Source organism: Amycolatopsis sp. NPDC051128, from assembly GCF_040682715.1.
Classification (GTDB): domain Bacteria; phylum Actinomycetota; class Actinomycetes; order Mycobacteriales; family Pseudonocardiaceae; genus Amycolatopsis.
In genome coordinates this window covers 39,081-53,247 of the sequence record NZ_JBFBBN010000065.1, presented here as the reverse complement: position 1 = coordinate 53,247, position 14,167 = coordinate 39,081, and the positions used below count along the sequence as shown (strand labels likewise).

The following is a 14,167-nucleotide window of genomic DNA, read 5'->3' as shown; positions in this document are numbered from 1 at the left end:
GCACGAGGTCCTCGACTCGACCGAGGGCTTCTCGCTGCTCGACCAGGGCACCCTCCCGTTCACCGGGAACGTCGGCGTGCAGGTGTGGAACGACCTGTCCGAAACGGTGTCGCAGAAGTGGGACACCGTGCTCGACGCGATCGACGGCCTGGTGACGGCGCCGGACGTCGACGAGAAGGTGCTGGAGCAGACCGCCGAGGAGCTGGCGGCGTTCCACGAGGAGTCCGCCGAGGCCGAGGCCGGCGCCGAGGGCGAAGAGGACCTCGAAGCGATCGACGCCGCGGACTCGGATGACGACGAGGACGAAGAAGAGGGCCCGGTCGGCTTCTGGGCCGAGGTCGGCATCGACCCGATCAAGATCATCACGTCCGGCGCGGAGTACTACACGCTGCGCTGCTACCTCGACGACGCGCCGGTGTTCCTCGGCAGCGAGGGCGAGATCGACGTCTTCACGTCTACGGGTGCGCTCGCCCGAGCCCTCGCCGACGGCAAGGACCTGGCCGACACCGACCTCGCCGACGTGTCCACCTGGGACGAGGTCCTGGCGAAGGCGACGGCGGGCGAGCTCGAGATCGAGGTCGACCCGGAGAACACGTACGTGCTCACCGGGCTCGACGCCGACATCGCCGAGGGCCCGGAGTCGATCGACCCGACCCAGCTCGAGCTGGCGGTCGAGCTGATCACGGACGCGGCCGAGTGGGCGGGCGACGAGAGCGTCGAAGGGGCGCTGGCGTCGAACGAAAGCCTGGGCTGGCTGGTGTCGTTCGTGCTGCGCCCGGACCCGACGCGCCTCGAGCCGAGCGCGCCGTTCGACGCCGAGCAGAGCGCGTGGCGGAAGCTCGTGGAGACGTTCGAGAACCGCCTGACGGTCGCTTAGTCCTGACGTCGCGAAGGCCGCCTCCCGGGCTCGGGAGGCGGCCTTCGTCGTGTCGTCCCTCCAGGTACGCGAGCCGACCGTCCAGGTACGCGAGATGCCTCCCCGATCACGTGCGGATCCCGTTCCGGCTCCGATCACGCGAGATGCGCGTCCAATCACGCGAGTTACGGGCCTGATCACGCGAGTCACGCGCCTGGAAGGGGCATCTCGCGTGTCTGGAGGGGCATCGCGCCCTGGGGACAACTCGAGCCGCTGTGGCTTCGGCGGACGGTTTCTGTCGGGGGTGGCCGATACGCTGGAGACGGGGGGCGCCCCCGCGGCCGGGCGTCAGTCGTGTTCGGCGCGGACCGGGACCACCGCGAGCGCCAGTGCCGGGAAGATCGCCGCGACGCAGAAGGCCAGTGCGTACCTGCTGTCGCCGATCACCAGGCCCAGCAGGGGCGGGGTCAGCGACGCCGCGATGTTCTGGCCCGTGTTCTGCGTGCCCATCGCGCGGCCCGACCAGGCCAGGCCGGCCAGCTCGGCCGAGGCCGTGAAGCCGAGACCGTTGTCGGCCACGGTGATCACCGCCGCCAGCGCGAGGGCCAGCAGCACCAGCCACGGCCAGGTCGCGTCGCCCAGCGCCACCAGCAGCATGACCAAGCAGCTGGCGAAAGCGAGCTGCCGCATCGGGCGCAGCCTGCTGCCGACGCGGTCGGACCACCAGCCCGATCCCAGCCGTCCCGCGGCACCCAGCACCTGCACCACCGCCAGGTACCAGCCCGCGGAGAGCGGGCTCCAGTGCTGCACCGCCACCAGGTACACCGGCGCGAACGCCGACACCGCGAACTGCGGGACCACCAGCAGCGCGCTCGCGCCGTGCACCCGCCACAGCGTCGCGTGCCGGTACGGCGAAGGCGGCCTGACACCGGTCGACACCCGAGGCGGCCGCGGCGGGTCCGTGACGAGCCACGCCACCAGCAGCGCGACGACGATCGCCAGCCCGGCCGGCAGCAGGATGGCCGCGCGGAACCCGAACTGCGAAGCCAGCGGCGGCAGCCCGAGCGCGGCGACGCCGACGCCGAGTGGCTGGGCCGTCTGGCGGATCCCCATCGCGACGCCGCGCTCCGACTTCGCGAACCAGCCCATGACGACCCGGCCGCTCGCCGCGTTCACCGAAGCCGTCAACGCACCCGCCGCCAGGAACACCCCGAAGAGAAGCTCGACCGGGTGAGTCCCGAGCCCGGCGTACACCAGGAGTAACCCCGAGGCTCCCAGGCCGAGCGCCATGATCAGGCGCTCTCCGTAACGGTCCGCAGCCGCGCCCCACACGATCAAGGTGAACAGCAGCCCGATGCTCGGCGCCGCGACGACCGTGCCGGCCTGGGCGAGGGTGAGCCCTTCCGCGGCTCGCATGGCCGGGACCAGGAACGGGAGGCCGTAAAGGAAGGAGCAACTCGCGGTCTGCGCGGCGAGGCCGAGCGCGAGGATGAGCCACCGCCGCGGACTCGCCTGAAGCTGCTCGACCGAACCGTCCGCGACCTGCGCCATCGTCGTCACCGTCTCAAATTTTGAGAACAACTTCCTACATGGTGAACGATAGTTGGCGTGCCTAAGGACCGCAACCACCATTCGGCGGCCGCGGTCCCGGGCGGAGAAGTCAGGCCAGGGCGGCGTACCCGGGCTTGATCACGTCGTCGATCAGCGCGAGCCGGGCGTCGAAATCGATGAAGGCGGATTTCATCGCGTTGATGGTGAACCAGCGGAAGTCGTCGAGGCCATAGCCGAACGTCTCGTGCAGCGCGGCGAATTCGCTGGTCATCGTGCATCCGCTCATCAGCCGGTTGTCCGTGTTCACGGTCACCCGGAAGCGCAGCTTGGCCAGCAGGCCGATCGGGTGCTCGGCGATCGAGCGCGCCGCGCCTGTTTGGACGTTCGAGGTCGGGCAGATCTCCAGGGGGATGCGGCGGTCCCGGACGTACGCGGCCAACCGTCCAAGGTGGACCGTGCCGTCCGCGTCGGTCTTGACGTCCTCGACGATGCGCACGCCGTGGCCGAGCCGCTCGGCGCCGCAGTGCTGAATCGCCTCCCAAATGGACGGCAGACCGAATGCCTCGCCGGCGTGAATGGTGAAATGCGCATTGTTCTGACGTAAATATTCGAAGGCGTCGAGATTGCGGGTCGGCGGGAATCCGTCCTCCGGGCCGGCGATGTCGAACCCGGCGACGCCGGCGTCGCGGTAGCGGACGGCGAGGGTGGCGATCTCGAGCGCGCGGGCGTGCTGGCGCATCCCGCAGAGCAACGTTCCGATGCGGATGCCGCGGCCGTTCGCGGCCGCCCGCCGGGTGCCCTCCGCGAACCCCGCCTGGACGGCCTCGACCACTGCTTCGAGTGACAGACCGCGTTCGACGAACAACTCCGGTGCGTAGCGCACCTCGGCGTAGACGACGCCGTCGGCGGCCAGGTCCTCCACCGCCTCGGCGGCGACCCTGACCAGGGCTTCCTCCGTCTGCATCACCCCGCAGGTGTGCGCGAAGGTCTCGAGGTAGGAGACGAGCGAGCCGGAATCGGCCGCTTGGCGGAACCAGCTGCCCAGTTCGGCCGGATCGGTCGTGGGCAACCCGGCATAGCCGGTGGTTTCGGCGAGCTCGGCGACGGTCGCGGGGCGCAGGCCGCCGTCGAGGTGGTCGTGCAGCAGCACCTTGGGTGCGCGGCGGAGCGTCTCGGTGGGCAGAACAGGGCTTTCGTCAGGCATCCCCCAACGGTAACCTCAGTGTCATTCCCCTACACGGCGGTAAGTCTCAGGCTCGGGCTAACCCTCAGCGTTGGCGATCCTGTGACGAATCACCCATCCGGGGGCGACCTCCGTAATACGCACTTCACGGGGGTCATACGCGTAGAAATTTCGCAATCGTTAAGCTTCGTGGCACGTCCCTCCCATTTCCCCGCCGACGAAGGACACACAGCAGTGACCACTGACAACCACATTGCCGCCCCGTCCTTCGACCGGATGCGCAACATGCTGGTGCGCGCGGCCGAAGTGCGTGAGAGCGAGCAGCAGCAGATCTTCGACGCGCTCGACGACATCTACGCCCGCCTCGCGCCGGTGGACTCGCTGGGGGCGGTCCGCAAGCGGCTGTCCGAGATGCCCGACCGCACCGAGGTCAGCGTCCTGGCCGAGCGGCTCGACGAGACGATGTCCCGCCTCGAAGCCCAGGACAACGCGATCGCCGCGCTGACCCGCGCGGTCGAGAGCATCGTCGACAAGCTCGCCAAGCCCTTCGCGCAGCTCGACGGCCGCCTCGACGGCGTCGCCGCGCGCTTCGAGGGCGTCGCCGGGCGGATGGACGGGCTCGAGGACAAGCTGCAGAACATCCACCGCCGCATCGACGAGGTCGGCGGCCACCTCGACAAGCAGGACACGAAGCTCGACGCGATCCCGCAGTCGGTGCAGGGTCCGGTCCGCGAGCGGATCGAGCAGGCCGAGTCGTCGCTGCGCGACCGCGTCGACCACGCCGACCACGAGCTGCGGAACAAGGTCGACGAGCTGAGCCGCGTCACGCAGGAGCGGGTCGGCGAACTCGGCCGCGCCACGCAGGAGCGGCTCGACGCGAACACCGAGGCGCTGAAGGTCGCGCTGACCGAGACCGGCGAGATGATCGACGCCTCGGACCGGCTGGAGAACCTGGGCAACCGCCTCGAAACGGTCACCACCCGCCTGGACGACCTGGCCGGCCGCCTCGACAAGGTGGAGGACGGCTTCCTGTCCGGCATCGGCGACCTCGACGGCGCGCTCAAGAGCGGCCTGGCCAAGGTCGAGGGCACGCTGTCGAAGCAGCCGGACACCGACTCGGTGGACACGCTGGTCCGCAAGAGCAACGACGAGAGCGTCCGCCGGATCGGCGGCCAGCTCGACGAGGCGATGGCGACGTTCGCGGAGCTCATGCTCGGCGGCGGCCCGTCGGTCCAGCAGATCTCCCCGCCCCCGCCGGCCCCGCGCCAGCCGCGTCGCAGCTCCCGCAACGGCCGCGCCCCGAAGCCGGCCGACACGAAGGCCAAGCCGGGCGAAGGCTCGGAAGAAGCCACGGAGTAAGCAAGCCACCCGATTAGGCCCCCACCGGTACGCGGGTGGGGGCCTCTTCGTGAGCGGACCCGGATCTCGCGTGATCAGAACCGTAACTCGCGTGACTGGAGCCGTAACTCGCGTGACTGGAGCCGTGACGGCCCGGATCACGCGAGTTACGGCCTCAATCACGCGAGATCCGGCTACCGAACAGCACTCGGACGGGTGATCATCTTCGCGATGATCCTCACACCTCGCCGCGGATCGTCTCCCGGACGATCGGGCCCGGCGCGGGGGCCGAGGAGGCGATCGAGAACCCGCCCTCGAGAGCGGCCAGCGCGGCCGGGACGGCGGACGGCGTGTCCGTGTGCAGCTCCAGCAAGGGCTGCCCCGCGGAGACGGCGTCGCCCGGCTTGGCCAGGCACAGCACACCGGCCGCGGCCTGGACCGGGTCCTCCTTGCGGGCGCGGCCGGCGCCGAGCCGCCAGGCCGCGACGCCCACCGCGTAGGCGTCCAGCGAAGCCAGGACGCCGGAAGCGGGCGCCGAAACCACGTGGACGTGCGAAGGCGTCGGCAGCGGCGCGGACGGATCCCCGCCCTGGGCCGAGATCATCCGGCACCACGTCTCGTACGCCTCGCCCGAAGCCAGCACCGCCGCCGGATCAGCCGAAATACCGGCCAGGGCCAGCATCTCGCGCGCCAACGCGACCGTCAGCGAGACCACGTCCGCGGGGCCACCGCCCTGGAGAACGGCGACCGACTCGGCGACCTCGACCGCGTTGCCGACCGCCCGCCCCAGCGGGACGTTCATGTCGGTCAGCAACGCCGTCGTCGGGACGCCGTGGCCGACGCCGATCGAGGTCAGGGTGGAAGCCAGGACCCGTGCCTGGTCGAGCGTCTTCATGAACGCGCCCGACCCGAACTTCACGTCCAGGACCAGCCCGGACGCCCCTTCGGCGATCTTCTTGCTCATGATCGAGCTGGCGATCAGCGGGATCGACTCCACGGTCGACGTGACGTCCCGCAGCGCGTACAGCTTCTTGTCCGCCGGCGCGAGCCCGGACGTCGCCGCGCAGACGACCGCGCCGACGTCCTCCAGCTGGGCCTGGATCTCCGCGGTCGACAGCGAAGCCCGCCACCCGGGGATCGACTCCAGCTTGTCGAGCGTGCCGCCGGTGTGGCCGAGCCCGCGTCCGGACAGCTGGGGCACCGCCGCACCGCACGCGGCCACGAGCGGCGCCAGCGGCAGCGTGATCTTGTCGCCGACGCCGCCGGTGGAGTGCTTGTCCACCGTCGGGCGGGACACCGAAAGCGACAGCCGCTCGCCCGAGGCGATCATCGCGTGCGTCCACCGCGAGATCTCGTCCGCGTCCATGCCGCGGAGGAAGATCGCCATGGCCAGCGCCGACATCTGTTCTTCGGCCACCACTCCGCGCGTGTACGCGTCGACGACCCAGTCGATCTGCTCGTCGGAAAGCCGGCCACCGTCTCGCTTGGTGCGGATCACGTCGACCGCGGCGAACTCGCTCACGGGAGGTCGTCCGGGCCGAAGGCGTCCGGCAGGACGTCCGACATCGGCAGCACCCCGCGCGGAGTGTCCACCAGGCAAAGAGATCCGCCCAGCTCGAACAGGATCTGCCGGCAGCGTCCGCACGGCATCAGCAGGTCACCGGCGCCGCTGCGGCACGCGACGGCGACCAGCCGCCCGCCGCCGGACAGCCGCAGCTGCCCGGCCATCGTGCACTCCGCGCACAGCCCGAGCCCGTAGGACGCGTTCTCGACGTTGCAGCCGGTGACGACGCGGCCGTCGTCGACGATCCCGGCGACTCCGACGTGCAAACCCGAATAAGGCGCGTACGCATGGGAAGCCGCTTCGATGGCACGAGAGCGCAGCGCGTCCCAGTCCACAGAGGACACAGAGGACACAGTGGTCATCAGTCCTCACCTCGCCGGTACGGCTGGCCGTCGGCCTTCGGCGGCCGCAGCCGCTGCGAAGCCACCGCCAGCACGATCAGCGTCACGAAGTGCGCGGTGTACGGGATCAGGTCGGACGACAGCGTGTCGTTGGACCAGTAGATCGCGTACAGGATGCCCGCGCCGACGACGCCGAGCCCGGCCGCGATCCACTGCCGCCGGAACAGCTGGACGACGACGATCACGGCGACCAGGATCACCGCGCCGTACAGCAGCGCGAGCACCGCTTCGCCGCCACCGGCGAGCTGCAGGCCGTCCGCGTAGCCGAACAGCGCCGCGCCGCCGAGCAGGCCGCCCGGGCGCCAGTTGCCGAAGATCATCGCCGCGAGGCCGATGTACCCGCGGCCGTTCGTCTGGTTCTCCAGGTAGTCCGCGCCGCCGCGCAGCAGCACCAGCGACGCGCCGCCCATCCCGGCGAAGGCGCCGGAGATCAGCATCGCGATGTACTTGTGCCGGTAGACGTTGACGCCGAGGGACTCCGCGGCCACCGGGTTCTCGCCGCACGACCGCAGCCGCAGGCCGAACCGGGTCCGCCAGAGCACCCAGAAGCTCACCGGCACCAGGATGATCGCGATCATCGTCAGCGGAGCCACCTCGGTGACCAGGCCGCGCAGGATGCCGGCGACGTCGGAGACGCCGACGCGCTGCTCCTTCTCCAGGTCGCCGAGCCAGTCCGAGAGGAACGACGCCGAGTAGGTGTCGAACTTCGGCACCACCGGCGACTGCCGCGGGTTGCCGGAGATCGGCTCGAAGACGAGGTTCGCCAGGTACTTCGTGACGCCGAGGCCGAGCAGGTTGATCGCGACGCCGGAGACGATGTGGTTGACGTTGAACGTCACCGTCGCCACCGCGTGCAGCAGCCCGCCGAGCGCGCCGAACACGAGCGCGGCCAGCAGACCGGCCCAGACGCCGCCGTTGTACGAACCCCAGGCGGCGCCCCAGGTCCCGAGGATCATCATGCCCTCGAGGCCGATGTTGACGACGCCCGCGCGTTCGGCCCAGAGGCCGCCCAGCGCGCAGAGCAGGATCGGCAGGGCCAGGCGCAGCGCCGTCTGCGCGGTGTTCGACGACGTCAGCGCGGCGACGCCGGTGGAGTACGAAGCCGTCGAGAGGACGGCGATGGCGACCACGGCCCAGATCACGCCGCGGAGCCAGCCGGGGAGCCGGGATCGTTTGCGGTGCACCGGCATCGTCGAGCTGCTGCCCGGGTCCGGCCGGGAGACGTCGGTGACGGCCATCAGACCGCACCCCCTTCGGCGACCGAAGCGCCCTTGCGGCCGTTGGCCGCGAGTGCGCGGCCGACCCTGCGTTGTTCGGCCGCGAGGTCGGCGCGCCGCACGATCTCGTACGCCACGACGACCGACAGCACGATGATGCCCTGCATGATCGTCGCGATCTCCTTGGACACGTTGATCTGCTCCAGCGACACCGCGGAGGTGTCGAGGAACGCCCACAGCAGCGCGCCGAGCGCGATGCCGCCGGGGTGGTTGCGGCCCAGCAGCGCGACCGCGATGCCGGTGAAGCCGTACATCTGCGTCGCGGTGATGCCGTAGCTGAAGTCGCGGCCGAGCAGTTCCGGCATGGCGACCATGCCGGCCACGCCGCCGGAGAGCAGCATCGCGATCAGCGTCATCTTCTTGGCGTTGACGCCGCCCGCGGCGGCCGCGGTGGTGGACTCGCCGGACGCCTTGAGCTCGAAGCCGAACCGGGTGCGGTTGAGCATGAACCAGTACGCGGCACCGATCAGCACGGCGATGAACACGAACCCGAACAGCGTGCCCGGGCCGAGCGGGATGCCCGGGATCCGGCCGGACGGCTCGATCACGCGGGTGCCGATGTTGTTGCCGGTCTGCACGCCGAACTGGTCGGCGTTGATGAGGAAGGCGATGATCCCGGCGACGATCGCGTTGAGCATGATCGTCGAGATGACCTCGCTCACCCCGCGGGTGACCTTGAGGACCGCCGGGACCGCCGCGTAGGCCATGCCCGCGACCGCCGCGACCACGATGATGGCCAGGGTGTGGATGACCGGCGGCAGCTTCATGGCGCCGCCGGCGATGGCCGCGACGACGGCGGCGAACCGGTACTGGCCCTCGACCCCGATGTTGAACAGGTTCATCTGGAAGCCGATGGCGACCGCGAGCCCGGACAGGTAGTAGACGGTCGCGAGGTTCACGGTGTCGACCGCGGTGGAGCCCTTGAACATCTGGCCGACCATCGTGCCGTACGCCTGCAGCGGGTCGGCCCCGGAGACGATCAGCGCGATCGCCGACAGCAGCACGGCGAAGACGATCGCCAGCAGCGGCGGCAGTAATTTCGTGCGCCAGGAGGTCATTCTTCGTCACCCTCTCCCGCGCCGGTCATCGCGGAGCCCAGTTCCTGCGGGGTCACGGTGGCGGGGTCGGCCTCGCTCACGAGGCGCCCGCGCAACATGACCCGGATCGTGTCGGACAGGCCGATCAGCTCGTCCAGGTCGGCGGAGACCAGCAGCACGGCGAGCCCGGCCGCGCGGGCCTGCCGGATGTTCTCCCAGATCAGCGCCTGCGCGCCGACGTCGACGCCACGCGTGGGGTGCGACGCGATGAGCACCACCGGGTCGCCGGACAGCTCCCGCCCGACGATCAGCTTCTGCTGGTTGCCGCCCGACAGCGCCGCGGCCGGGACGTCGATGCCCGGCGTCCGGACGTCGTAGTCGCGCACGATCCGCTCGGTGTCCGCGCGGGCGCCCGCGATGTCGAGCAACTGTCCTCTGGAGACCGGCCGTCGGGTCTGGTAGCCGAGGATCCGGTTGACCCACAACGGTTGCGTGAGCAGCAGGCTGTGCCGGGTGCGGTCTTCGGCGATGTAGCCGATGCCGGCCTCGCGCCGCGCCAGCGTGCCCGCCTTGGTGAGGTCGCGGGCTTTGGCGTCCGCATCCACCAGCTCGATCGTGCCACCGGACGGCTTGCGCATGCCCATGATCGTCTCGACGAGCTCGGTCTGGCCGTTGCCTTCGACCCCGGCGATGCCGAGCACCTCGCCCGCGCGCACGGTGAAGGTGACGTCGTCGAGCGCGTTGCGGTCGGAGCCCTCGGCGCCCAGCGTCAGCCCGGTCAGCCGGAGCACGGCGCGGTCGGTGACGGTGGATTCGCGGGTCTCCGGGCTGGGCAGCTCGGACCCGACCATCATCTCCGCGAGCTGGTGGGAGGTGATCGTCTTCGGGTCCGCCGTGCCGACGGTCGAGCCGCGCCGGATCACCGTGACGGTGTCGGCGATCGCGCGGACCTCGTCGAGCTTGTGCGAGATGAAGAGGAACGTGTAGCCGTCGGCCTTCATCTCCCGGACGGTCGCGAACAGCGCGTCGACCTCCTGCGGCACGAGCACCGCGGTCGGCTCGTCCAGGATGATGATCTTCGCCCCGCGGTAGAGCACCTTGACGATTTCGACGCGCTGGCGGTCGGCGACGCCGAGCTCCTCCAGCAGCGTGTCCGGCTCGGCGCGCAGGCCGGTCCGCCGCGCGAGCTCGGCCAGCCGGGCGCGAGCGGCGCGGCCGATGCCGTGCAGGGCCTCGGCGCCGAGGAAGACGTTCTCGCCGACCGTGAGGTTGTCGGCCAGCATGAAGTGCTGGTGCACCATGCCGATGCCGGCGCGGATGGCGTCCTGCGGATTGCGCAGCTTCACCTCTTCGCCGTTGATCGCGATGGTGCCCTCGTCCGGCGGCTGCATGCCGTAGAGGATCTTCATCAGGGTGGACTTGCCGGCGCCGTTCTCACCACAGATGGCGTGCACCTCGCCGGCGGCGACGGTGAGGTTGACGTCGGAGTTGGCCACCACGCCGGGAAAGCGCTTGGTGATCCCGGTCAGCTGGACGGCGGGCGCGCCCCGGTCGGGGACGGCCTCGGCCGGGGCCTCGGCTGTGCTCATGGGCGGGAGAATTCCATATCTTCTAAACGCGTGAGGGCTCGGAGGAGAATTCCTCCGAGCCCCGGCACGCGTTGAGCTACTTCTGCGGCTTGTCCGAAACGGTGATCGCGCCCGAGATGATCTGGGCCTTGTAGCCGTCCAGGACGTCCTTGATGTCGTCGACCTTGCCGCCGGAGGTGGCGTAGCCGACGCCGTCGACCTTGAGGTCGAACCGCTTCGGCAGAACGCTCAGGTCGCCCTTGGCGAGGGCCTGGATGTAGGTGAACACCGCGACGTCGACGCGCTTGAGCATGGACGTGATGATGACGTCCTTGTCGGCCGCGACGGTCTTCTGGTTGTACTGGTCGGAGTCGACCCCGATGGCCAGCGCGTTGCCCGCCTTCGCGGCGTCGAAGACACCCTTGCCCGAGGCGCCGGCGGCGTGGTAGATCACGTCCGCACCCTTGGCGATCTCGGCCGCGGCCTTCGCGTTGCCCTTCGGCGGGTCCTGGAACCCGGAGAAGTCACCGGCCGGGGTGAGGTACTCGTCCTCGATCTTGATCTTGCTCGAAACCGTCTTCGCGCCCTGCAGGAAGCCGGCCTCGAACTTCTGGATCAGCGGAGTGTTGACACCGCCGACGAAGCCGATGTGGCAGCTCTTGCTCTTGTACGCGGCGGCGACACCGGCGAGGAACGAGCCCTGCTCCTCGGCGAAGACCAGCGGCTGCACGTTCGGCAGCTTGATCGAGTCGTCGTCGACGATGGCGAACTTGGTGTTCGGGTACTTCGCGGCGACAGCTTCGACCGACTTCGCGTAGGCGAAGCCGACCGCGATGATCGGGTTCAGGCCCGAGGCGGCCATCTGGTCGAGGCGCTGCTGCTTGGCCGACTCGGCCTCGCTGGCGGAGGCGGTGCTCTCGTTGACCGTCGTCACGCCGAGGTCGGACTTCGCCTTGTCGGTGCCCGCGGCGGCGGCGTCGTTGAACGACGCGTCACCGCGGCCGCCGACGTCGAAGGCCAGGCCGATCTTGAGCTTGCTGCCGTCGACCTTCTCGCCGGCCGCGGCCGAGCTGCTCGCCGCGGCGGGCGCCGCCGGCGGCTTCTGCGCGGTGATGCAGTCCGAGCCACCCGACGAAGGCGCGGCGCTGTTGTTGCTGCTGCCACCGCTCGAGTCCTTGGCACAGCCGGCCAGGGCGAGCACCCCGGACATGGCCACGGCGGCCAGCGCGGTTCCACGCATGCGACGCAACGTGTTTCTCCCTCCCCGCTGATCCAGCGGATGGTCAAGGGCACGACCCGGCCCTACTGCCGGGTCGACCGCCAGACCGTACCCAACTGACAGGAATGCGCCATAGGAAAGGCACGCTACGTAACACAAACGTTTACTCACGAGTTGGACGCGCGACGGGCTGGATACCGTCCGTGATCATCCGAACGGCCCAGCCGACGGCGGGAAAAAGCCGCTCAGAAGGCCACCATCAGGGCATACAGTGCCCGCACAGCGGCCTTCGGAGCCCCATTCGGGCTACTCAGGGGCAGGCCTGCGCGCCGGGCGGGGCCTGACAGAGACGGGCGGTGAATCCACCGTTCGCGGCCACCGGAACGGTGAGGACGCTCCCGGATGTCACGCGCTGTGTCGTCACCTGGAGCTTCCCGTCGGCGCCGTCGCCGTAGACCTCGGCCAGCCAATCACCCGGTGGGAGGAATCCCAGCGGCGCGTCGAGCCGCGCCGCCGGCCCCGCCGCCAGCGCCCCGACGTACCACTGCGCGCCGCTGCGGCGAGCGAGCACCGCGAGCTTCCCGGGGTCGCCGGCCAGCAGCAGCGTGTCGTCCCACGCCGTCGGGATGCCCTTGAGGAGCCGCTCGGCGACCGGGTGGGCGGCGTAGCTCGCGACGCTGTCGGCGAAGTGCTGGACGCCGGATTCGAACAGCACGCTCAGCGCGAGCTCGCCGCCGTCGCTGGTCGGCCGGACGCCGGTGAACGTGACCGGCGTGAAGTCCATCGAGCCGGAGAGGTTCCGCGTGAACGGCAGCGTCAGGTAGTGGTCGATCGGGAACGGCTCGCGTCCCGGCTTCGGCTTCGTGCCTTCGGCGCCCCGCACCCCTTCGACGCTCATCACGTTCGGCCAGGTGCGCTGGATGCCGCGCGGGATCGGCGCGCCGTGGAAGTTCACCATCAGGTGGTACTTCGCGGCCGCGGCGAGCACGGCGTCGTACCAGCGGGTGCGGTCCTGCCGCTCGGACTCGACGAAGTCGATCTTGAGCCCGACGACGCCCCAGTCGGCGTACTGCTTGAAGTTCTTTTCCCGCTCACTGTCGGTGTCGGTGATCTTCGCGTCGGCCCACAGCCAGATGCCGACGTTCCGTTGTTTGGCGTAGGCGACCAGGTCCGGCACCCAGGCGGCGTTCCAGCTCGCGTCGACGAGGTTGTACGCCCAGCCCTCCTTCGCCGCGAGGTCGACGTACTTCTCCTGCAGCGCGAGGTCGCCGGTGCCTTCCGACCACCACGACCACGCGCCGGCGCCGGGCTTGATCCACGAGGTGTCGGCGATCTTCGACGGGCTCGCGAGGTCGGCGCTGAGGTCGGACTGCGTGACGGTGGCCAGGTCGCCGACGATCATCGCGCGCCACGGCGTCGACAATGGTCCTTTCGCGACTTCCGCCGGGTCGCCGAGGGTCAGCTGGAAGCGGTGCTGCGGGCTGAGTGTCAGCCGGGAGCCCGCGTAGCTGCCGTTCAGGTCGGATTCCAGGACCGACAGCCAGGCGTCGCCGACGTGGAACAGCGCCGGGTAGCCGTACTCGGCCGGGGCCTGCTGCGCGACCGGCTTGTGGACGTGGATGCTCTCGTAGTCGCTGCGGCCGTTGTCGAACGGCAGCAGGAAGGAGTCGGCGGTCTGCGGGACGGCGTACTCCGACGCTTCACGGACGACCGTCACCCACTTCGGGGTGTCGAAGACGTACCGGTAGGCGACGCCGTCGCGGGACACTCGGAAGACGACGTCGAACGTGCCGCCGGGTCCCTTGACGTTCAGCGTGGTTTCGGCGGCGTCGTAGGTGTGCCGCAAGCGTTTGCCGGTGGTGGTCGTGTACTCGTCGTGGACCGGCCGCTGGCTGAACCCGGTGACCTTCAGGCTTTTCGTCAGGTCGCCGTTCCCGGTTTCGACGCCGAGGGCGGACGGCTCCAGCACCGTCGTCGCGCCGCGAGTCACCGACAGCGTGAGTTTTCCCTGGTCCAACGCGATGTGCGCTTCGGGCATGGGCGCGAAGGACGTCCCCGGCGCGGTGAGCGTCCAGGACGTCACCGGCGCGGGCTGCCCGGCGGCCGGCAACCCGGCCAGTGCCATCCCGACGGCCAGCACGGCCGCCGTTCCCACTCGTTTCCTCATGCGGAG

At 70.1% G+C, this 14,167-nt stretch carries 11 protein-coding genes; 2 read left to right on the top strand and 9 right to left on the bottom strand.

Annotated features, from left to right (window positions below; translation table 11 throughout):
* A partial coding sequence (locus AB0M82_RS40990; RefSeq protein ID WP_364734329.1) for a primosomal protein occupies positions 1-877 on the top strand: 877 nt, incomplete at its 5' end.
* Positions 878-1,204: 327 nt separating this feature from the next.
* Here the strand turns inward: AB0M82_RS40990 and AB0M82_RS40985 are convergent.
* Positions 1,205-2,407: an MFS transporter gene (locus AB0M82_RS40985; RefSeq protein WP_364734326.1), complete on the bottom strand. Its 1,203-nt coding sequence runs from the start codon at positions 2,405-2,407 to the stop codon at positions 1,205-1,207.
* Between the two features lie 109 nt (positions 2,408-2,516).
* Positions 2,517-3,611, bottom strand: coding sequence for an adenosine deaminase (locus AB0M82_RS40980; RefSeq protein ID WP_364734323.1), 1,095 nt, complete (start codon positions 3,609-3,611; stop codon positions 2,517-2,519).
* 213 nt (positions 3,612-3,824) lie between these two features.
* On the opposite strand from AB0M82_RS40980, the gene AB0M82_RS40975 reads away from it, so the two are divergent.
* Positions 3,825-4,949, top strand: a complete 1,125-nt coding sequence (locus AB0M82_RS40975; RefSeq protein WP_364734320.1) for a PA containing protein — start codon at positions 3,825-3,827, stop codon at positions 4,947-4,949.
* 217 nt (positions 4,950-5,166) lie between these two features.
* Here AB0M82_RS40975 and AB0M82_RS40970 read toward each other — a convergent pair whose 3' ends face one another.
* The 7 genes from AB0M82_RS40970 to AB0M82_RS40940 all read right to left on the bottom strand — a co-directional run bounded on the left by AB0M82_RS40970 (position 5,167) and on the right by AB0M82_RS40940 (position 14,161).
* Positions 5,167-6,450, bottom strand: coding sequence for a thymidine phosphorylase (locus AB0M82_RS40970; RefSeq protein ID WP_364734318.1), 1,284 nt, complete (start codon positions 6,448-6,450; stop codon positions 5,167-5,169).
* On the bottom strand, positions 6,447-6,836 hold the full coding sequence (locus tag AB0M82_RS40965) for a cytidine deaminase (protein ID WP_364734331.1): 390 nt from the start codon (positions 6,834-6,836) through the stop codon (positions 6,447-6,449). Before AB0M82_RS40965 ends, AB0M82_RS40970 begins: the two co-directional genes overlap by 4 nt.
* A 17-nt stretch (positions 6,837-6,853) precedes the next feature.
* Positions 6,854-8,131, bottom strand: coding sequence for an ABC transporter permease (locus AB0M82_RS40960; RefSeq protein WP_364734316.1), 1,278 nt, complete (start codon positions 8,129-8,131; stop codon positions 6,854-6,856).
* Positions 8,131-9,228, bottom strand: a complete 1,098-nt coding sequence (locus tag AB0M82_RS40955; protein WP_364734313.1) for an ABC transporter permease — start codon at positions 9,226-9,228, stop codon at positions 8,131-8,133. The genes AB0M82_RS40960 and AB0M82_RS40955 overlap by 1 nt, the downstream gene beginning before the upstream one ends.
* Positions 9,225-10,796 carry an ABC transporter ATP-binding protein gene (locus tag AB0M82_RS40950; protein ID WP_364734311.1) on the bottom strand — a complete coding sequence of 524 codons (1,572 nt, stop codon included), beginning with the start codon at positions 10,794-10,796 and terminating at the stop codon, positions 9,225-9,227. The genes AB0M82_RS40955 and AB0M82_RS40950 overlap by 4 nt, the downstream gene beginning before the upstream one ends.
* A 76-nt stretch (positions 10,797-10,872) precedes the next feature.
* Complete coding sequence (locus AB0M82_RS40945; protein ID WP_364734308.1) at positions 10,873-12,015, bottom strand: BMP family ABC transporter substrate-binding protein; 1,143 nt, start codon at positions 12,013-12,015, stop codon at positions 10,873-10,875.
* A gap of 289 nt (positions 12,016-12,304) precedes the next feature.
* A complete protein-coding gene (locus AB0M82_RS40940) occupies positions 12,305-14,161 on the bottom strand; it encodes a glycoside hydrolase family 97 catalytic domain-containing protein (RefSeq protein ID WP_364734306.1) in 1,857 nt (618 codons plus the stop codon).
* Between the last annotated feature and the right edge of the window lie 6 nt (positions 14,162-14,167).

What these genes read in the sequence shown, in the direction of transcription:
- AB0M82_RS40985 (WP_364734326.1), bottom strand. Translation starts at nt 2,407, where the DNA reads ATGGCGCAGGTCGCGGACGGTTCGGTCGAGCAGCTTCAGGCGAGTCCG.
- AB0M82_RS40945 (WP_364734308.1), bottom strand. Translation starts at nt 12,015, where the DNA reads ATGCGTGGAACCGCGCTGGCCGCCGTGGCCATGTCCGGGGTGCTCGCC.
- AB0M82_RS40980 (WP_364734323.1), bottom strand. Translation starts at nt 3,611, where the DNA reads ATGCCTGACGAAAGCCCTGTTCTGCCCACCGAGACGCTCCGCCGCGCA.
- AB0M82_RS40950 (WP_364734311.1), bottom strand. Translation starts at nt 10,796, where the DNA reads ATGAGCACAGCCGAGGCCCCGGCCGAGGCCGTCCCCGACCGGGGCGCG.
- AB0M82_RS40955 (WP_364734313.1), bottom strand. Translation starts at nt 9,228, where the DNA reads ATGACCTCCTGGCGCACGAAATTACTGCCGCCGCTGCTGGCGATCGTC.
- AB0M82_RS40960 (WP_364734316.1), bottom strand. Translation starts at nt 8,131, where the DNA reads ATGGCCGTCACCGACGTCTCCCGGCCGGACCCGGGCAGCAGCTCGACG.
- AB0M82_RS40940 (WP_364734306.1), bottom strand. Translation starts at nt 14,161, where the DNA reads ATGAGGAAACGAGTGGGAACGGCGGCCGTGCTGGCCGTCGGGATGGCA.